We start from the raw sequence: 20,802 nt of genomic DNA, 5'->3' as shown, positions 1-20,802 counted from the left end.
GATTCAGATTCGGTTTTTTATTTTTATGATTCACAGCTGCTGCAAGAAACAAGACTTGTAACCAATTCTTTAGAAACACTTTGACTTCTTTGGTAGTACAAACTTTTAACTCCTTGCTGCCAAGCTTCGATCATTAATCGGTTTACATCTTTGATCGCCAATTCTGCTGGAATATTAAGATTTAAACTTTGACCTTGATCTACAAATTTCTGACGGATTCCTGCTTGCTGCACAATTTCTAACTGACTGATTTCTTTAAATGTTTTAAAAACATCTTTTTCTTCCTGAGTCAATTGTTCCATATGCTGAACGCTTCCTCCATTTAACATAATTCCTCTCCAAACTTCTTCGTTATCTAAACCTTTTTCTTCAAGCAGTTTTTTAAGGTATTTGTTTTTACGCATAAAATTACCTTTGCTCAATCCAGCTTTGTAATAATTACTGCTGAAAGGTTCAATTCCTGGAGAAGTCTGTCCTAAAATAGCAGAAGATGAAGTGGTTGGAGCAATTGCCATTGTGGTAGTATTACGTCTTCCGTAACCTTTTAACAATTCTGGTTCTCCGTAAATTCTAGCCAATTCCTGACTTGCTTTATCGGCTTTGTCGCTAATATGTTTGAAAATTTCAGTTGTTTTCATTTTAGCTTCCATTCCTTCAAACGGAATCATATTTTTTTGCAAATATGAGTGCCATCCTAAAACTCCTAAACCTAACGCACGGTGTCTTTTCGCAAATTTATTCGCTGCAGAAAGATAATAGTTCCCTTCCGTTTTTTCAATGAATTCCTGTAAAACAGCATCTAAGAAAAAGATCGCTAATTTTACAGCTTCAGTATCTTTCCATTCATCATATAATTCTAAATTCATAGAAGAAAGACAGCAGATAAAAGATTCGTCATGAGTTGACGGAAGCATAATCTCACTACACAAATTACTTGCGTTAATTCTAAGATTTTGATCTTTATAAACTTGCGGTTTATTTTTATTTACGTTATCACTAAAGAAAATATAAGGCAATCCTTTTTGCTGACGGCTTTCTAAAACTTTAGCCCAAATTTGTCTTTTTTCTGCATCGCCATCAATCATTTCCTGCATCCAGTAATCTGGCACACAAATTCCTGTAAACAAGTTTTGAATAGGATTTCCGATACTTTTAATTTTCAAAAACTCTTCAATATCTGGGTGATCAATATCTAAATAGGCAGCAAATGCACCACGGCGAACTCCACCTTGAGAAATCGTATCCATAGCCGTATCAAAAAGTTTCATAAAACTTACCGCTCCACTACTCTTTCCATTGTCTGTTACAGCACTCCCACGCTCACGTAATTCACCAAAATAACCAGAAGTTCCACCTCCAATTTTGGTCTGCATAATTACTTCACCTAATTTATGTGTAATTCCTTCAATCTTATCTGGAACATGTACGTTAAAACAAGAAATTGGCAATCCTCTTTCTGTTCCCATATTTGCCCAAACAGGCGAACTGATACTCATCCAGCCTCTTTCTATCATTTCCATAAAAGACTCTTTCAATTCAGGCTTGTAAAGTCTTTTTGAAGCAGCCGTACAAATTCTGTCAATTGCACCTTCAACTGTTTCGCCTTTCAAAAGATATCCGCGGTTTAAAATCTGCTCACTTTCAGAGTTTTTCCACCACATCTTTGTATTGATTTGTTCTTCAAAATTATTTGCTGGGTTTGTGTCTATCGTATTCATATGTATTGTGGGCTTGTATTAAAAAAGATCGTTTGCTGTGATACTTTTATCATGTTTTGTGTATTCTACCGGACGCTTAGCAAAGAAATCATCTAAACTGTTTGCAAAAACTTCTTCTTCAAACCAAGTCATTTTTGAATATTCGTCTGGCGAAACATTAAAAATCGTTTCGATATTGATTTGTTTCAAGCTTTCGTCAATTCTAAATTTCATGAAGTTTACTAAATCTTCTTTGTTGATTGTTTCGATTGCTCCATCTTCAAAAATCCAATCTAAAATATCTGCTTCAACTGTAATAGATTCTCTAACCGTTTCTCTGATTAATTCTAAAGTTTCGGCATCAAAATATTCTGGAAATTCTTCACGGATTTTATTAATGATATAAATTCCGCCATTTGCATGAATCTGTTCGTCAATTGAAGTCCAAGCAATTATATTGCTCACATTTTTCATATATCCTTTGAATCTTGTGAATGACAATAAAATAGCAAACTGACTGAACAATGAAACGTTTTCAATTAAAATACTGAACAGAATCAGCGAAACCATATATTTTCTGTTGTCTTGAGATTTGGTGTCTTTCAATACATTAGAAAGATAATCTACACGTCTGCGAACTACAGGAACATCTAATAGTCTTTCGAATTCGTCATTATAACCTAAAACTTCCAATAAACGAGAATATGCTTCAGAATGTCTAAATTCACATTCTGCAAAAGTAGTCCCTAATCCGTTGAATTCTGGTTTTGGAAAATGCTCATATATATTACCCCAGAAACTTTTTACAGCTACCTCGATCTGCGCAATAGCCAACAAACTGTTTTTAATCGCTGTTTTTTCAGCATTATTTAAATGTGCATGAAAATCTTGCGTGTCGGCAGTAAAATCAACTTCAGTATGTACCCAGTACGCTTTATTGATTGCTTCAGTAAATTGGAGAACCTCTGGATATTCGAAAGGTTTATAATTGATTCTTTTATCGAAAATTGACATATATATAGAATTTTAAGTGACATGATTTAAATTGAAATTCGAGCGCTCAATTGAAGGTGGTATTTGCGTGTTTTTCAATTAATACAAATTTAACCCACAGTTATTCTTTTGTCCAGTTTTAGATGTTAAAAATCCCATCAATTATCAACAGTTCGAAAACTTTAAAAAATAGTGATATTCTAAATTTTATCAACATGAAAATCATGTCTTCTAATTCGCAATGAACTAGCATTTTCACTAAAATTAATAGTAAGTTATCAACATAATAATAAGATCTTTTTTGGAAGAGAATTGAAGACAGTTATCAACAGTCAGTTTTAGAAAATTGGAATTTGAGATGCAATTTCATTCTAAAAAACGTCTTTTATTAATAATTATTCTAAATAATATTTTAATTATTTTTCACAACTTAGAAGTTTAACTTTTTAAAAAACAAATATTTACGATTTAAATAGTTTTAACTTCCTTTATAAACTTCATCAAAAACCATTTAAAAGTACTTTATTCAGCGTCATTTTTTGCCAAAATAAATTTAACATCGAAAAACGGCTGAAAAAGGAAAAACCAATGCTACACTTGACCATTTTCAAAAAATTAAATAGCAAAATTAATGTTGCTTTACAATACTGTTTCGCTTCTATTATTTCGGCAAAAAGCAAAAAAAGATGATCTAAAAAACTGGGAAATTTTAGATTCATTTTGTTATTAAATAAAGATCTTTAAAAATAGCGTAGAAATACCTGAAAAATTATTTTAGGAATAATTTAACTTGCCCGTAAAATTTTGAAACCCCAATACTAAAATTTAGCATCTAAAACATATTCGAAATGGCAGGAAAAACAAAAAATATTATTCCATATAGTGCAGTTCAGAATCAACACTTTAATTTGATTACTATCTAATACATATTTTCTTTTTACTAACTTTACTATACAACTTCATCTGCCAAAATAAATTTAATGCCTGCCAAAAAAATATTTTTCGTTGTTTTGTTCTATTATGCATTGGCCATTAATGCACAAAAACTGCAAATAAATTCCTCAAAAAATGAGCTCATGGATATTGAATCCATTCTCCTTCAAGAGAAGAATTTTGGCACAGATACAACTGCTTTAAAAAATTATCTTAGCCCTTTAAGCAAAATAACCCGATATCAGAGTATTTATGACGGTTTATTAGCAAACGGTTACAGTAACTGCTACAATGCACGCAACAAAACTTCTGAAAGGTATTATTTAACTTCCATTGAAAAAACAAAGGCTTCACATCATTTACCTTTAGAAATTTGGGCAAAACTTAACTACATTAACTATTTATATTTTTACAGAGATTATATCAAACTTACTCCTTTTCTATTAGAAATAATGGAAAATCTTGAATCTCTTGAAGCTGAAGATATTATAAATCCCGATGAAACTTACAAAAGAATTGGATGGATCCTGCACACATTTGGCGATTATAATAAATCGCTACATTATTTAAAGATTGCTGAAAAACAAGCTGTTAAAAACACTCCCGAATATGCTTCTATCATTAATTCTATAGGGTTGAACTATTTGTACATTCGCGATTATAAAATGGCTTCTTATTATTTAAATGAAACTGCAACCTTATCGAAGCAGATTCATGATGACGTTCGATACGCCAAAGCATTGGGAGATTTAGCGATGGTCAGCCAGCAAAAAGGCGATTTTGCAACAGCAATTTCTTTCTTGAAAAAAGACATTCAAATTTCTGAACAATATAAAAGTGATCAGAATACTATGTATGCTTCTATCTTACTGGCAGAACTATTTTTTAAAAATAATCGCATAAACGAAGCTTTTGATTCTTTGGACAAAGCTGAAAAAATTGCGGTTACTAAATCTTATTTTAAGAAATCTGAATTACAGATTATCAAGCTGAAACTGCAAATACTAAAACTGCAGAATTCAACAGTAAACGAATTGAATTTAAGACGCCGAATGGTTGCTATTGAAGAATCTCTTCAGAATGAAGATGGTGATACAGCCATTAACCAAGCTAACTGGATTATTGAAAAAAACAATTATCAGCAGCGTATTGAAGAGGAAAAAAACAAGTACGAAAAAACGCTGAAAAAATTCTATATCATAGTAATTACAATGCTTTCTAGCATTCTTTTATTGGTATTTGTTTATTTTATAAAAAAGTTCAAAGACAGAAAACTTCAATACGAAGAAAAAGTAAAAGATCTGGAATCTGAAAAAGTAAAGTTGGAACATAAAGTTCATGACAATCTAGAATCTCAAATAGAATATTTAAAGGAGAAAAATGTCCAAATAAAGAATCTGAAAAAAGAGATTGAAAATATTGAGAAATCGTCTTTTTATTATTTAGAAAAAAGAAAAGGAAAACTAGGTGCTTTACTGCAATCATATTTAATGACAGATAAAGAATGGATTGCTTTTGAAAAAGAATTTCAAAAAGAATGTTCAAAATTCTACCACTTGCTGAATCAGGAATTTCCAGAAATTAGCGAGTCAAATAAAAGATTATTACTGCTTCAAAAGCTTGATTTCAGTAATAATGAAATTGCTGAACTGATAGAAATTACAAATGAAGACGTAAAAGAATCCAAGGAAAAGCTAAAGGAAATACTTGGAGATAAATATAAAGTGCTTTTTGGCCGTTTCTATTAGAACTGCTTCAAATAAATAGGCTTCATAAAAGGTTTTAAATTAAAGAAAAATTAAAAGCAGCTTAAGCTATTCTTAAATTTTAGAAAATCTCTACTATAAATCTCTTTTTACCACGATTTATTATTGATTTAAAAAGATTAATTTTTACATTTGCTTTATTTTTATTTATTCTAAATAGATAAAAATAATTCTCTCAAAAATTAAGTTAATCTTGTACAATTCAATAACCATAAATTATCAAAATATGAAAAAGAATCTTTTCGTTTCTTTTGCATTTGCTGCTAGCTTATTTGTAAGCGCTCAGCAAAAAAATTCATTGTTAGATGCCACATTTTGGAAAAATTCTCCAACTGTTGAAACCGTTCAGGCAGAAATAGCAAAAGGAAATAATCCGTCAGAAGCAAACGCAAATGCCTTTGATGTTACCACTTTAGCTATTAATAATGATGCACCTTTTGCAACAATCAAATTTTTAGTTGAACAGCCAGGAAACTCCATTACAAAATTGACTCACGATAATCGTATTTATTTACACTGGGCAGCTTACAGAGGCAATACAGAGTTAGTTCAATATTTAATTGGCAAAGGTTCTGATGTAAATTTTGAAGACAGTCACGGAACAGCTCCTGCTGATTTTGCTGCTTCAAACGGACAAGCAAATCCAGCAATGTACGATGCGTTTTTTAAAGCAGGTGTAAATCCGACAAAAAAATATGCAAACGGTGCTAATCTTTTGCTTTTAGCAATTGCTTCAGATAAAGAGCTAAAAGCTGCAGAATATTTCTCAACAAAAGGAATGTCTTTAAAAGATGTTGATAATGAAGGAAACACTGCTTTTTCTTATGCGGCAAGATCAGGAAACATCGCCCTTTTAAAGAAACTTTTAGAAAAAGGAATTAAGCCAACAGACAATGCGCTTTTAATTGCTGCACAGGGAAGCCGCAGAGAAACAAATACGCTCGAAACTTATAAATATTTGGTTGAAGAGGTAAAAATTAAAGCCACAGCTCAAAACAAAGCAGGACAAAATGTATTGCATATTTTAGCTGGAAAACCAAATCAGAAAGAAATTATTGAATATTTCTTAGCTAAAGGAGTTGATGTAAATAAAGCGGATAAAGAAGGAAATACGCCTGTAATGGCAGCTGCATCGGCGAGAGAAACTGCTGCATTAGAATTATTCCTTCCGAAAGTAAAAAATGTTAACGCACAAAATTTAAAAGGAGAATCTGCTTTAACGAATGCCGTTAGATACGGAATTCCAGAAGCGGTAAGTTTACTTTTGGCTAAAGGTGCTGACGTTAATGTAAAAGATAAAGACGGAAATAATTTAGGAGTATATCTGGTACAATCTTATCGTCCTGCAGGAAGAGAAAAAGTAGCCGTAGATCCATTTGATGCTAAAGCAAAATTACTTCAAGATAAAGGATTGAACTTAGCTGCACCACAAAAAGACGGAAATACTTTGTATCATTTAGCTATTACAAAAAGTGATGTTTCTCTTCTTAAAAAAATCTCAGACTTAAAAGTGGATCCCAATGCTAAAAATAAAGATGGATTAACTGCTTTGCACAGAGCAGCAATGACTTCTAAAGATGATGCAATCTTAAAATATCTTATTTCAGTTGGAGCAAAGAAAGAAATAAGCACTGAATTTGATGAAACCGCTTATGCTTTGGCTAAAGAAAATGAACTGCTGAACAAAAACAACGTTTCTGTTGAATTTTTAAAATAAAAACAATTAAATCAATATTTGAAATTCCAAATTCCAAACTTACATTTGGTCTTTGGGATTTCATGTTACAAATCCACACAAACAAATAATTTTTATGAAATCAATATTAAAAATTGCTTTTACAGGCGCTTTTATTTTTTTACTTTCTTTTCAGGCTCAAGCACAATCAAGCAAATACAAATGCATGCTTCAAATGAACAATTATATGGGAGAAGGTGCCTATATCGTTGTTTCTTTAGTGAATGCTAATGGTGAGTATGAAAAAACGCTTTACGTAATGGGCGATGATAAAAAATGGTACAAATCATTAAAGGAATGGAACAAATTTCACACGGCAAAATCAGATGATATTAGTGCAAAGACAGGTGCTTCTGTAACTGGTGGAGATCGCAGTGTTACTACAATTGAAATTGAAAATTCTAAAATTAATAAAGGATACAAATTACGTTTTGAATCGGCTGTAGAAGATCAAAAGTATTATGTAAGCGATCTTGAAATCCCGCTTACAACTGAAGGTCTTGCAGAAAAAACAGATGGTAAAGGGTATATTAAATATGTAAGGCTAAACAAAATATAATATTTAGTACATTATTTATTAACTTTCATAAGCATAGATTCTTTTTATTTATGCTTAAAATTGAAATCTGAGCTTTGTCAAAGTTATAGCTTTGACAAAGCTTTAAATATTTTAATACATTTCTAGAATAAATTCAATGACTCTTTCTTTTTGGCGTTACGCACACTTGGCTCTGGCCTTATTTTCTTCTATTTTTTTGCTTTTGGCTTCGGTAACCGGAATTATTCTGGCAGTCGATGCGGTTCAGGAAAAAACACTTCCATATAAAGCAGAAAACTTCAGTAAAATAACTTTAGGCGAAACACTTCCTATTTTAAAGAAAGCGTATCCTGAAATTACCGAATTGGCTGTCGACTACAACCAATTTGTAACACTTCAGGCAATTGATGCTGACGGAAATGATGTGAATGCTTACATCGACCCGAAAACAGGAAAAGCATTAGGAACTCCAGTAAAAAAATCTGAATTCATTAAATGGGTTACTGGCTTTCATCGATCATTATTTCTTCATGAAGCTGGACGTTTTTTCGTGGGCGTAATCTCTTTTTGTCTGTTATTAATATCTATTTCGGGTTTTGTTCTTGTTTTAAAAAGACAGCGTGGTATCCGAAATTTCTTTTCTAAAATAATTAAAGAATATTTTGCACAATATTACCACGTGCTTCTTGGAAGACTAGCGCTAATTCCAATTTTGATTATTGCGTTGACAGGAACGTATTTATCGTTAGAAAGATTCAACTTTTTTATGGGTGAAGAAAATGCAAAACCTATAAAAACAGAACTTTCGGCCAAAACCAAAACCACTTCTATTTTTAAAACGACTTTATTATCTGATGTAAAGAAAATCGAATTTCCTTTTACAGATGATCCAGAAGAGTATTATATCATTGAATTGAAAGACAAAGAAATTGAAGTTAATCAGGTAACTGGAACTGTTATTTCTGAGAAACTTTCTCCAATGACTGCTCAATTTTCGGCTTTAAGTCTTGATCTACATACTGGAAGAATCAATGGTATTTGGGCTGTAATTTTAGCTATTGCTTGTCTTAACATCTTGTTCTTTATTTATTCTGGATTTGCCATTACTTTGAAAAGAAGAGCGAGCCGAATTAAAAATAAATTCAAAGCAAGCGAAAGTACTTTTATTCTTTTGGTTGGTTCCGAAAACGGGAGTTCTTTTCGATTTGCAAATGCGATTCAGAAACAATTGATTACGCACGGACATAAAGTTTTTATCAGTGAATTAAACAAACTAACTGCTTATCCTAAAGCTGAACATATTATTGTTTTAACTTCAACTCATGGTTTAGGTGATGCGCCTTCTAACGGAACGCAATTTAAAACTTTACTAGAAAGACAAAATCAAAAACAAAAAATCAATTTTTCTGTAGTTGGTTTTGGCTCTAAATCGTATCCAGATTTTTGCGGATTTGCCATTGAAATTGATCAGCTTTTAGAAAATCAAAGTTGGACAGAACGTTATTTAGATTTACAGACCGTCAATGATAAATCGGCGGTGGAATTTGTAGAATGGGTAAAATTATGGAGTGCCAAAACCGGAATTCCATTATCGACAACACCTTCATTATACAATCATGTTCCAAAAGGACTTCAAAAATTAATGGTTTTAGACAAAACGCCGATTTCTGAAACAGAACATACTTTTATTCTGACTTTGAGAGCCAATTCGAGAGCTAAATTTAGTTCTGGCGATTTATTAGCAATTTATCCAGCAAACGATTCGAGAGAACGCCTCTACTCTATTGGAAATCATTCTGGGAATATTCAATTGGTTGTTAAACTTCATCCTGATGGTTTAGGCTCTGGATATTTAAACAATCTGGAACCAGGAAATACTATTAAAGCAAGAATTATTAAAAATCCAGCTTTCCATCTTCCTAAGAAGGCTTCAAAAGTTGCTTTCATTTCTAACGGAACAGGAATTGCACCTTTCCTTGGAATGATTGAACAGAATAAAATCAAACAGGAACTGCATTTGTACAGCGGATTTAGAATGGAAACTCCAACTTTAATGGCTTATAAAAAATTTGCGGGCATTATGATTCAAAAAGAACATTTGGATAATTTTCATGTCGCTTTATCTCGTGAAGCAGAACATATTTATGTAATGGATTTGATCAAAAGAGATGCCTTGTTCTTTGCTAATTTATTAAAGAGAGGCGGCGTAATTATGATTTGCGGTTCGCTTGCTATGCAGCAAGATGTTGAAGCAATTTTAAGTGAATTATTGGCTGAGAAAGGATTGAAAACACTTTTAGAATATAAAGCCGACAAACAATTTTTAACGGATTGTTATTAATTGTTAATTGATAATTGTTAATTGTTAATTGATAATTGTTAATTGTTAATTGATAATTGTTAATTGTTAATTGATAATTGTTAATTGATAATTGTTAATTGATAATTGTTAATTGATAATTGATAATTGTTAATTGATATTATTTTGCTTCGCTGGTGCCTATCAAAACTATAAACTATTTTTATGTATAAATCGATTTTATATAAAATTTTATTCTTTATTGTGATGACTTGCTGTTTCACAATGAATTCGCAAGTTCTACGAAAAAGAACAACACTTTTAATGGGCGGAAGATTTGACATTAGCATTGTAGATAAAGACTCACTTTCTGCAGAAAAAAATATTAATGTTGTTATTGAAGAAATTAGCCGAATTGAACGTATAATTTCAGATTGGAAATCCGATTCTCAAGTTTCTGAAGTCAATCAAAATGCTGGTATAAAACCCATAAAAGTAGACCGTGAAGTTTTTGAATTAGCCCAAAGAGCAATTAAACTTTCTGAAATAACGAATGGTGCTTTTGACGTAAGTTTCGCTGCTTTAGACCGTGTTTGGAAATTTGACGGCTCTATGACCGAAATGCCTTCGGCGGAAGCCATAAAAAAATCAGTTGAAAAAGTAGGTTACAAAAATATCATTCTGGATAGTGTCAATTCTACCATTTTTCTAAAATTAAAAGGCATGAAAATTGGTTTTGGTGCTTTAGGCGAAGGTTACGCGACCGATAAATGCCGAAAAATGATGCTCGAAAAAGGAATTCAAGCAGGTATTATAAACGGTTCTGGCGACATGAGCACTTGGGGAAAACAACCCAACGGAAACGATTGGAAAATCGGAATTACAAATCCGTTTCATCCTGAAAAATTAATTGGAACAGTTCCGTCAAAAGAAGGTGCTGTCACAACTTCTGGTAATTACGAAAAGTTTGTTGTTTTTAATGGAAAACGTTATTCGCACATTATAAATCCTGCAACCGGATATCCTGCAACTGGTTTATGCAGTGTAACCGTTTTCGGGCCAAACGCAGAAACCGCCAATGGATTAAGCACTTCAATGATGGTTTTAGGTCAAAAAGAAGGTCTGCTTTTACTTCAAAAATTTCCTGAATATAGTTGTCTAATGATTACAGATAAAGGCAAAGTTATTAAATCGAAAAACTTCTCTTATAAATTGTAAATTATCAATTATCAATTGTGAGTTGTGAATTGATAATTCACCATTAAAAACTACATTAAAAAAACATTAAAATAGAAGATGCAATTCTAATAATCTTCTAATAGCTTTATTTAGATTAAATATAAACAATGATATAAGTTTGCAGTCCAATAAACAGCAAACTAATATATGAGAATTCTCTACTCTCTTTCTCTCTTTTTAATAATGACCATTTCTAGTTGGTCTCAAACTGGAAAAATTACAGGAAAAGTAACCCTTGGAAATACAGAAAATGCTTTTGGAGCAGCAGTTCAAATTAAAGGAACAAAAATATATGTTGTTGTAGATGCAGACGGACAATTTGAGATTAAGGGATTAGCATACGGCAGTTATAAGTTAGAAACGTCTTCAATGGAAGCGAAACCTAAAATGATTGACGTTGTTGTAAATCGACCGACACAGCAAATCAACATCGATTTAGAAAAAGTAACAGATGCAAAGACACTTAAAGAAGTCAAAATTGAGCGAAAAAGTTTCAAAAAAGACATCATAGAAAAAGGATTTGCCGTAAATGTGATTGAAACACAAGAAGCCGCTAAAAGAAACCTTCAAACTAACGATTTATTAGACCGTTCTGGAGGTGTTCGCATTAGACAAAATGGTGGATTGGGTTCTGCTGTTACTTACAACATTAACGGAATGTCTGGAAATGCCATTCGAATTTTTATTGATGGCGTTCCAATTCAAACATACGGTGCTTCTTTCAGTTTAAATAGTATTCCACCCGCTCTAATTGAAAGAATTGAAGTATTTAAAGGAGTTGTTCCCGCGTATCTAGCAGATGATTCACTTGGAGGCGCAATTAATGTTGTTTTGAAAAAAGGAGCAAAAAACAGCTTAAACGCATCGGTTTCTTATGGCTCATTCAACACAGTACAATCTAATATAAATGCTTCTTATAGACATAAAAACGGGTTTACAATTAAAGCCAACGCTTTTCAAAACTACTCTGATAATGATTATGAAGTTTGGGGAAGATTTGTTTACAACATTGCTCCAAACGGACGTTACGAATATATTAGAGCCAAAAGATTTGAAAGTATGTACCGTTCTTTTGGTGGAAGATTGGAAGCTGGTTTTACCAATGTTGATTGGGCAGATAACTTTTCTATAAGTTACAATGGCTCTCAAGATTACAATCAGATTCAGCACGGACAGTACATGACGAAACCTTATAAAGGTCGTTTTAGTGAAGCTGCAGCCAATGTTATTTCATTAAATTATAATAAAAAAGACTTTCTAATTAAAAATCTAGACTTTTCTGCTGTTTCGGTTTACAGTCATAGAAATGATGTAATTAATGATACTGTAAAATGGAACTATAATTGGAATGGAGAAAAAGCGCTTGGCTTATATGGCACACCCATTTTAACCAATACTGGTGCACAGCAGGGCGCCCCGACGATTAATCACATGAAATCGGATATTTTCAATACTCGTGCTGGTTTAACTTACAACATTACAGAAAATCAAAGAGTAATGGTCAATGTTATGACGTATATTTTAGATCGAAATGATCTGGATGAAATGTTGCCAGAAATTACTAGAAATTTCATTGTTACAAGAGATTTAGCCAAAACAGTCTCTTCTTTTTCTTACGAAATATCTGCTTTTAAATCTCGTTTGAGAGCCAATCCTTTTGTTAAAAATTATAGCATGAAAACAGAACAAACTACTCCAACTGTTTTAACAGAGAATGGTCAGAGTGTTGTTAAAGAAAATGTTCTGTCAAAAAGAATTAATTATACCGGTTATGGTTTCGCTGGTTCCTATGCACTTTTTCGTGATGTAATGTTTATGTTTTCTGCTGAAAAAGCAATCAGATTGCCAAATGAAAATGAAATTTTCGGAAGTCCTGGCGAAAACATTATAAGCAATCCTAATTTAGGTCCTGAACAAAGCAATAATTTCAATGCCGGTTTCAGATTTGGACCTTACAACCTTAACAATCATAAAATTACTGTTTCAGGAAATGGATTTTGGAGAAATACAAAAGGTAAAATTGTACGTCAGATTAGTGATCGTTTAAATGAAGCTATTCAGGCTTCTCCTTTTGTCAATTTAGGCGAAGCACAATCGGTTGGTTTTGAAACTTCTCTTCAATACTCGTATAATAATCGTTTTTTTGCAGGTATGAATCTTTCTAAGTTTAATTCTCTTTATAAGGATAAATACGATTCAAACGGAAATATTTTGGTTCATTACAACAAACAATTGCCAAACGAACCTTATTTCACTATTAACGGAAATCTTCAATACAACTTTAGAAATGTAATTCAAAGCAAATCAGAACTTAATCTGTATTACTACTGCGGTTATGTCGCTCCATTTTATACTTCTTGGTTAGAAGTTGATAGAACAACAGCGCAATTTCCACAAGATTTAGGTTTGAGTTATGTTTTTCCAAATAAACAGTTTACGGTAAGTTTTGATGCCCGAAACATTCTAGACGAACAGGTTTACGACAACTTTGCCGCACAAAAACCTGGAAGAGCTTTTTATCTGAAAGTTAACTATAACCTTAATAAATTTTAAAATCATTCAATAAATAACTAATTTTTAAATGCAATAAAAATGAAAAAGAATACATTTAAATTATTTACCTCAAGCTTATTATTTGGCGCATTAGCACTAAGTACTGCTTGCAGCAGCGACGACAATAAAAATGCAGAACCAGTAAATCCGGTAACAGATGGCCGTTGGATTACAGTTGCAGGAGCTTTAATGCAAACAGATCCAGGTGATGGAAATGGTGGAACAAGAGTTTACGCTATTAGCAAAGAAAATGCTATTGACCCCAACTTTTCTGTAGATGTTTATGCAAATGGTAAAGCTGTACAATCAAGCAGAACTGCTCGTTTGCAATCTTCTGTTGACGGGAGTACACTATTTAACATCACGTATACAGGTGCAAATGGCGGTGAATTTATGACTTACAAAGTAACTGGAGGAAACAATTTTACTGAATCTACTGCAAAAGTTAACATTTCTCAATACGCTGGAACTTCTCCAAGATGGGTAAAACTTTTTGACGGTGATAAAACTGGTGTTGCTGTAAACGTTGCCACTCCAATTGTAACGACAAATGAAGATAAATCATATAAAAACACAAGAGGAATTGCTACTGTTCTATCTTTAGATATGCAGCAAACTTTAATCGCAGGTTACAAACAATATCAAATTCCGTTGACAGCTGAAGAAGAAGCACTTGGACACCACATTTTCCGTTTAGATGCTCCAACATTAAATAAAGCTGGAAACAAATTAATTATCGGAACTTGGATGCGTAAATCAAATCCAGCTAATCCTGCAACAAACGAAAGTTCATTTACACGTTTAGGTTCTAAATCTGTTGTGGTTGATTATCCTTCATTAGAAAATCCTAAAGTAATTACTTCAACTGTAGGTTTTGGTGATACTAGCGGATACAGAAGTTTTAACAGCTTTGTAGCTACAGATGGAAATATCTATCAAGCGACACAAAGAGATACTCAAAAAGGTTCTTATATCTTAAAAATCAACCAAAGCAACGAATATGACAATTCTTATGTATTCAGTTTAGATTCAGCTTTAGGAATTAAAGGTTCTTATATTGATGCTTGGAGATATGTTGGAAACGGAATTGCTTACGCTGTTTACACTTACGAAGGAACAAGCCAAGGTTTCTTAGCTAGATTAGACTTAAACGCTAGAACAGCTACAAAAGTTGAAGATATTGCTTACGATGCAGACTTAGATTTCGGTCAATACCAAGGGTTTGTTGTTGATGGAAACAATTTCTACATCGCTGTTACTCCAGTTGGAAAAGATGGTAACATTTATGTAATTGATATTCCAACAGGAAAAGTTACTAAAGGTGCAAAATTAATCAATAAACCAGGAAACCACTATATCGGTGTATTCTAAAAATTATACAGTTATGATTACAGACTGTATGTAATTCATCACTTGAGTTTTTTTTTAATTGGACATTCCGCTTCTATTTATAGTAGCGGAATGTTTTTTTTTATAATTAGAATTTTGACGCAAATTCTTTTGCGAAGTCTTCTAATTTGATTTCACCATCAACTTTTCCATCATTATTTAGAAAATCTGCAGCGATTGTTTCGTTTCTTAATCCAGTTCCCATTTCGGTATACAAACCAGCCATTTCTTCTGGAACTCCAGCCTGTGTCATTCCGCCTAAATATTGTTCGTCTGTAAATTCAACCCAAGGAAGTTCTGGTTTTCCAATAGCGTTACCAAATGCTTTTACAATTTCTGACGGAGTTTTGATATCACTTATAATATATCGAACATTTTTACCTTCTTGTGCTTTTTGTAATTCTTCGGCGGCAGCCCTAGCAATATCTTCCGGATGCACTAATGGAATACGGTTTGATGCTGGAAAATTAGCTCCCATAATTCCCGCCCCTTTTATCATCGGAATATCATTAAAGAAATTAAAGTAGAAATAACCCGCTCTTAAAAACGTAATTGAAGTATCTAATTTTTCGTAAATCTTCTCGATGTTATACAAACCTGCAATCGGTCCGTTTCCTGTTGGCAAATCAGCTCCTATGCTGCTTAACATTACTACTCTTTTAATGTTTGCAGACTGAATAGCTTTCGCCAAAGCGTTTCCTGCATCGGTAGTATTTTGAATGATATTTACACCGCCCATATTTGGAGGTGTCATAGCAAAAAGAGCATCTGCACCCGCAAAGGTAGCAGAAAGAAAATCAGCATCGCTAACTGAACCTATTGCAGCTTTTGCACCTAATTTTTCGATTGTCTCTTTGCGATCTGCATTACTGCTAATTACCGTTACATCATGTCCCGATTTTACTAATTGAGCCGTCAAAGGCTTTCCTATATTTCCTAACGAACCTGAAATTATAATTTTCATCTTTAAATGTTTTTTTATTTAACATTACAAAGGTATCTTTGTACTTACTTTTATACAAGTACTTACCCTAAAGTATGTATCATGACAGCAATTAAAGAATCGTCTACAATTCAGGAAAACAAGCAATATGCTTTAGAAAAATGCCCTGTAACTTTTGTTATGGAAAAAATTGGAGGTTATTGGAAACCTATCATTTTGTATCATTTATCGACTGGAGATAAGCGTTACAGCGAATTGAAAAGAGCCATTCCGGCAGTGACAGAAAAAATGCTCATTCAGCATTTAAAACAATTAGAAGGAGATGGTTTGATTATACGAGAAGCAAAACCTGTAGTTCCGCCATTTGTAACTTATAAATTAAGTAGTGCTGGAACAGGATTATTACCCGTAATTGATGCAATGGCTGCATGGGCTTTTAAAGTAAAAGACGGCGTTTATACTGTTAAATAGGCATCTCACTTTCAAATAGCAAAACTCAACTAACTTTTTTACAATTTCCTATTTAATTAACAAACCTACCCAGTTATCTTCCTTCTCACATGACGAAATGGTACTGGAAACATTTTAAGAAAACTTACTGTCTAATTTCTAAGATACCAAACTAAATTTCTAATCTCTGTATAGTTTTACTATCTTGTTACAAAGAGTAGGCCTGCAATGTTTTTCGTGCCCATTTTCCCCAATCTTTTAAAGCTTCTAAAAGTGTTTTGTTCAATTCTTTATTGTCAGTAGGCTTACCTTTTACGGGAGGAGCTAAATCTTTGTCAGAAACTGGAATTTCACTAACTTTTGTGGCAAACCATGTCATATTTTCATGTGGCAAGGCCAAGCCTAAAATTGCTCCGGGCAAGCCTGTAAAAGATTCAGGACCGCCTGAGAATGGAATTTGAATGGTGTAATAGGCAACAACATAAACAGAATCCAGAATTACAGCATTTGCTCTGCGGCATTCATAACCCGCAATTTCTCTGGTTTCATCTGTAATTTTCCAGTCAATTTTGCGTAAGCTGTCTTTAACTAAATATAAATTATCGTAAACATTTTTTTGTGTAGTACTAGTTTGCGTATCAAGATCTGTAGCAATAATATTTTTTAAATTGGCCATTGCATCATCGGCAATCCAACTATGGTTGCTTGTAGATTCATTGGTTTCATCCCATTTATATAAACTTTTATTTTTTGAAAAACTGAGTCTACTTTTTGCCGTTTTAAACTGTGGATTGTTTTTTTTATAACTTTCAAAAGCAGCTTGATAATAACTATCAGTTTCTCCTTTTATTTTTTTTGTAATCAAAGCATAAATATTCGATTTTTTCTCATATTCGATTACGCCATTTTGTATAAAGTGGTCATGTTGTGCAAAAGTATTGCAGCTTGTCAATATAATTATTAAAATAAAGATGCGATTTATTATTGTTTTCATGGTTTTAGTTTTGTTTAGTTTCTCCTCCACCCATTTTACTGAAATCCCAGCTTACAGAGAACATGAAGTATCTTTGGATAGTCGTATAAGTACTTTGGCTGATATTCCCATTGAATGCAGAACGATTAAATCCTACATTTTGGTTCAAAAGATCTCTTCCCGTTATAGAAACTCTTAAATTATCTGACTTTAAGAATTTTTTGGTGATAGATGCATTCCAAATAAAACGTTCAAAAGTTTCCTGAATCACTTGTGTTTTTCCATTATATTGATAATTACCATCTGTGCTAATTTCTAATTTGAAAGGTAATTCTATATTGGTCCAGAAATTTCCATTAAAACCCCAACCATTACTGTCGCTATTTTCGTTGATGCTTGCATCAGCAACATTATAAGTAGGTCCGAAATTAGCATTAAAATTATATTTTTTTTCTTTATACTTTGACAAGTTTAAATTAAAGGAATAACTTGAATTTTTAGTTTGATTCAGTTTCGCATTGATGTAATTATAGTTTACATTCTTATTAGCGCTTAAGCCAATTCCTGCTGTCATGTCTATCGCTTTGATTGTTTTGCCAAAATTACTATTCAAATAATAACTTGTTGTGGCTTTGTTTTCTAGGTTTACAAATTGAGAAATACTTTCTCCCCTATCATTTGTAACCACATTACTTATTATTGGATTTAGTGTAAAATTGTACGATCCATTAACCGAAAAATATTGATTGCTAAGTACTTTATACGAATAATAACTTCCTCTAAAATCATTTCTAAAAGAAGGATCTAAATTTGGATTACCCAAAATCGTATTCAATTGGTTTTGATTATTTCGTATCGGTTGTATTTGTTCTAATGTTGGCTGATCGGTGTTTCCGTTATACGACAAATAAAGTGCTTCTCTTTGCTTAAAATTATATTGAAAGTTTATCTGAGGCATGTAGTTGACAAATTTTCGCTTAAAAGAACTATCTGTGTAAACATCATATTGTTTAAAGTTTACACCGCTAAATTTAGAACCAAAAGAAAAAACAGTTTTATTTTTTTTGTAACTAAAAATCCCTCCAAGTTGGTTTATAGTTTGGTCTAATTCATAATTATTGCTAAAGATGGAATCCAAAACATTATAATCGCCATTTGCAGATTGATTAAAAGATTTACGATCTGCTTTTCCGTTACTGATGTTGAATCCATAATTAAGAATTAAAGATAGACTCTTGGATAACGGTTCGGTGTAGATTAAATTTGATTTAAAAGCTATATTATTAATATTATTAACTTTATTCTGATCGACTACTTTTGTACTATCTGGACTAATTACGGATGGCGTAAAAAATTCAGCTCTAGAATTTAAATAACCATCACTTTTGCTATTTGTACTAGATTGGCTTAGATTAAGAGATAATGTTCGGCCCTTTTTTTTAAGTCTTTTGGTTAATAAAGTATTTATATTAAATGTTTTATCATCAACATCGTTTGTAGTTGTCTGTTTCAAATTATTCAGTTGGTTACCTTGTTCGTCAGTACCTTTTCGCATTTCTGCTTCACTTGAATTGCTATTTTTAAATAAACCGTCTACATTTAATTTTAAAGTTAAAGTAGTATCAATTTTAATTTCATAAGCTAGATCCAGTTTATTTTTAGTCATGTTTTTCTCAAAACTCTTGTCTGAAGTATTATAAATGCTGCTAGAGCTTAAATTTTGTTGGTTAATATCATTGCGATTTCCTGAAAGTTTGATATCGCCAATTTTATAATTTGCATTGATAGATTCTTTATCGTTGTTCCATTTATTGTCAAAATGTATTCCTCCCGTTTGAGCTACCGGAATTCCTTCACCATTAAATTGTCCATCCCAACTATCAAATTCATCATTTCCATTGTTTGAAAAATTGATACCACCATCATCAGTTACTTGATAACCGCTTTGTCCATATTTATCTTTATCTCCCCATCCTAATCCTACTTGTCCGGTGTTGCCAAAAATACCATAAGCTGCTAATTTTTTCTTGTCCCAAAACTTATTAAACATGGCTTGCCCTTTGTAAAAATTGTCAGTTCCTCCTCCGAGTTCTACTTTCCCGAAATAGCCATTTTTTTTATCTTCTTTAAGTTTAACATTCAGCGTTTTGGTTTTCTGACCATCATCAATTCCTGTAAAAGCGGCTTGATCACTTTTTTTGTCGTACAATTGTACTTTATCAACCATGTCCGCACGTAGATTTTTTGTAACTAAAGTGGGATCATCACCAAAAAATTCTTCACCATCTACTAAAACTTTGGTTACAGTTTCGCCTTGAGCAGTAATTTTTCCATCCTTATCGATTTGTATTCCTGGGAATTGTTTGATCAGATCTTCTACTTTTGCATTAGGCTCTATTTTAAATGCTTTTGGATCAAATTCTAACGTATCTCCTTTGATTTTCATGGCAGCCCTATTTCCTTTTATAATTATTTCGGATAGTATTCTCCCTTTATCAGCCAAATTTATTTTGCCATAATCTTTGATTAACTTTGTGGAATCAACAGAAAATTGATCTACAAAATCAGCATATTTGGGATAAGAAACCAGCAAAATAAATTTACCCGCTTTAATATTATCCAACTCAAAATAACCATCTTCTTTGGCTCGGGTAAATTTCACTAAAATAGAATCTTGTGCTCTTAACAAAGAGACTGATGCTTGTGTTAAAGTAGAATTGTTTATGGTATCTGATACATATCCTTTAACTGTGCCTGATTTTTGTGCCTGTAAAGTATTTGATAAAAAAAGAAAACAGCATAATACTAGAATTGTTTGTCTCATTAATGGGTTGTGGTTTTTTGAAAAAGAGCATTATAGTCTTATTCTATTTTTAGAGAAATAAAAATAAAATGCATTTGTAGTGAGATTTTTTTAAGCAAGTAAAATTGTAGATTACAGATTTTAAAATAGAAATTGAAATAGCATCTTTTGGTACAGACTTACTGAATAATAATGGCTTAATTTTATGAAAGTCATATTTTTTTGCGTGGTTTTGGTTGTTAGCAGTTTAAATTTTAGTGACTTTAACTAGTAATTATTACTATAACAGTTAAATATCAATATGGCTCAAAAATAAGTAAAAATACTACAATATCTAAAAAAAAGAATTTACTTATATTGTTATGATTATATTTTATTAAAACAGTAATTTACTTGTTCGGTAATAAAAAAAGACAGCATTTTTTTGCTGTCTTTTTTTTATGAATACCTTTTATTAAGTAACTAACTTATTTTTAGCTAAAAATTACTTT

The 20,802-nt window shown here is 32.2% G+C and carries 13 protein-coding genes; 8 read left to right on the top strand and 5 right to left on the bottom strand.

Annotated elements, in window-relative coordinates; genetic code table 11:
- Positions 1 to 23: 23 nt before the first annotated feature.
- Together LL966_RS04730 and LL966_RS04725 are read right to left on the bottom strand one after the other, a co-directional pair.
- A complete protein-coding gene (locus LL966_RS04730) occupies positions 24 to 1,718 on the bottom strand; it encodes a ribonucleoside-diphosphate reductase subunit alpha (RefSeq protein ID WP_229350697.1) in 1,695 nt (564 codons plus the stop codon).
- Positions 1,719 to 1,736: 18 nt separating this feature from the next.
- Entirely contained in the window at positions 1,737 to 2,711 is a 975-nt protein-coding gene (locus tag LL966_RS04725) for a ribonucleotide-diphosphate reductase subunit beta (RefSeq protein WP_229350695.1), read from the bottom strand.
- Positions 2,712 to 3,766: 1,055 nt separating this feature from the next.
- Between LL966_RS04725 and LL966_RS04720 the strand changes: the two genes are divergently transcribed.
- From LL966_RS04720 to LL966_RS04690, 7 genes are all read left to right on the top strand, one after another.
- Positions 3,767 to 5,371: a hypothetical protein gene (locus tag LL966_RS04720; protein WP_229350693.1), complete on the top strand. Its 1,605-nt coding sequence runs from the start codon at positions 3,767 to 3,769 to the stop codon at positions 5,369 to 5,371.
- A 244-nt stretch (positions 5,372 to 5,615) separates the two neighbouring features.
- The gene (locus LL966_RS04715) at positions 5,616 to 7,106 is read left to right on the top strand and encodes an ankyrin repeat domain-containing protein (RefSeq protein WP_229350691.1); all 1,491 of its coding nucleotides are present in this window, start codon (positions 5,616 to 5,618) and stop codon (positions 7,104 to 7,106) included.
- A gap of 94 nt (positions 7,107 to 7,200) precedes the next feature.
- A complete protein-coding gene (locus LL966_RS04710) occupies positions 7,201 to 7,683 on the top strand; it encodes a DUF2271 domain-containing protein (protein WP_229350690.1) in 483 nt (160 codons plus the stop codon).
- A gap of 136 nt (positions 7,684 to 7,819) precedes the next feature.
- A complete protein-coding gene (locus LL966_RS04705) occupies positions 7,820 to 10,003 on the top strand; it encodes a PepSY domain-containing protein (protein ID WP_229350688.1) in 2,184 nt (727 codons plus the stop codon).
- 243 nt (positions 10,004 to 10,246) lie between these two features.
- Entirely contained in the window at positions 10,247 to 11,179 is a 933-nt protein-coding gene (locus tag LL966_RS04700) for an FAD:protein FMN transferase (protein WP_317207117.1), read from the top strand.
- Positions 11,180 to 11,383: 204 nt separating this feature from the next.
- Complete coding sequence (locus LL966_RS04695; RefSeq protein ID WP_229350686.1) at positions 11,384 to 13,753, top strand: TonB-dependent receptor; 2,370 nt, start codon at positions 11,384 to 11,386, stop codon at positions 13,751 to 13,753.
- A gap of 39 nt (positions 13,754 to 13,792) precedes the next feature.
- Complete coding sequence (locus LL966_RS04690) at positions 13,793 to 15,124, top strand: hypothetical protein (protein WP_229350684.1); 1,332 nt, start codon at positions 13,793 to 13,795, stop codon at positions 15,122 to 15,124.
- A gap of 106 nt (positions 15,125 to 15,230) precedes the next feature.
- Here the strand turns inward: LL966_RS04690 and LL966_RS04685 are convergent, their stop codons facing one another.
- Complete coding sequence (locus tag LL966_RS04685) at positions 15,231 to 16,106, bottom strand: NmrA family NAD(P)-binding protein (protein ID WP_229350682.1); 876 nt, start codon at positions 16,104 to 16,106, stop codon at positions 15,231 to 15,233.
- Between the two features lie 81 nt (positions 16,107 to 16,187).
- Here LL966_RS04685 and LL966_RS04680 point away from each other — a divergent pair, with 81 nt between their 5' ends.
- Positions 16,188 to 16,556 (top strand): winged helix-turn-helix transcriptional regulator, encoded by a 369-nt coding sequence (locus LL966_RS04680; RefSeq protein WP_229350680.1) that lies wholly within the window; start codon positions 16,188 to 16,190, stop codon positions 16,554 to 16,556.
- Positions 16,557 to 16,743: 187 nt separating this feature from the next.
- Here LL966_RS04680 and LL966_RS04675 read toward each other — a convergent pair whose 3' ends face one another.
- Positions 16,744 to 17,529, bottom strand: coding sequence for a GLPGLI family protein (locus tag LL966_RS04675; RefSeq protein WP_229350678.1), 786 nt, complete (start codon positions 17,527 to 17,529; stop codon positions 16,744 to 16,746).
- A gap of 4 nt (positions 17,530 to 17,533) precedes the next feature.
- Positions 17,534 to 20,332, bottom strand: coding sequence for an outer membrane beta-barrel family protein (locus tag LL966_RS04670; protein ID WP_229350676.1), 2,799 nt, complete (start codon positions 20,330 to 20,332; stop codon positions 17,534 to 17,536).
- Positions 20,333 to 20,802: the final 470 nt, after the last annotated feature.

The sequence above is a fragment of the Flavobacterium chungbukense genome, assembly GCF_020805785.1.
Taxonomy (GTDB): domain Bacteria; phylum Bacteroidota; class Bacteroidia; order Flavobacteriales; family Flavobacteriaceae; genus Flavobacterium; species Flavobacterium chungbukense.
This window is presented reverse-complemented; position numbering and strand designations above follow the sequence as displayed.

Excerpts from the sequence above, each read along its gene's own strand:
- LL966_RS04730 (WP_229350697.1), bottom strand. The coding sequence starts at position 1,718 with ATGAATACGATAGACACAAACCCAGCAAATAATTTTGAAGAACAAATC.
- LL966_RS04725 (WP_229350695.1), bottom strand. The coding sequence starts at position 2,711 with ATGTCAATTTTCGATAAAAGAATCAATTATAAACCTTTCGAATATCCA.
- LL966_RS04720 (WP_229350693.1), top strand. The coding sequence starts at position 3,767 with ATGGATATTGAATCCATTCTCCTTCAAGAGAAGAATTTTGGCACAGAT.
- LL966_RS04715 (WP_229350691.1), top strand. The coding sequence starts at position 5,616 with ATGAAAAAGAATCTTTTCGTTTCTTTTGCATTTGCTGCTAGCTTATTT.
- LL966_RS04710 (WP_229350690.1), top strand. The coding sequence starts at position 7,201 with ATGAAATCAATATTAAAAATTGCTTTTACAGGCGCTTTTATTTTTTTA.
- LL966_RS04705 (WP_229350688.1), top strand. The coding sequence starts at position 7,820 with ATGACTCTTTCTTTTTGGCGTTACGCACACTTGGCTCTGGCCTTATTT.
- LL966_RS04700 (WP_317207117.1), top strand. The coding sequence starts at position 10,247 with ATGAATTCGCAAGTTCTACGAAAAAGAACAACACTTTTAATGGGCGGA.
- LL966_RS04695 (WP_229350686.1), top strand. The coding sequence starts at position 11,384 with ATGACCATTTCTAGTTGGTCTCAAACTGGAAAAATTACAGGAAAAGTA.
- LL966_RS04690 (WP_229350684.1), top strand. The coding sequence starts at position 13,793 with ATGAAAAAGAATACATTTAAATTATTTACCTCAAGCTTATTATTTGGC.
- LL966_RS04685 (WP_229350682.1), bottom strand. The coding sequence starts at position 16,106 with ATGAAAATTATAATTTCAGGTTCGTTAGGAAATATAGGAAAGCCTTTG.
- LL966_RS04680 (WP_229350680.1), top strand. The coding sequence starts at position 16,188 with ATGACAGCAATTAAAGAATCGTCTACAATTCAGGAAAACAAGCAATAT.
- LL966_RS04675 (WP_229350678.1), bottom strand. The coding sequence starts at position 17,529 with ATGAAAACAATAATAAATCGCATCTTTATTTTAATAATTATATTGACA.
- LL966_RS04670 (WP_229350676.1), bottom strand. The coding sequence starts at position 20,332 with ATGAGACAAACAATTCTAGTATTATGCTGTTTTCTTTTTTTATCAAAT.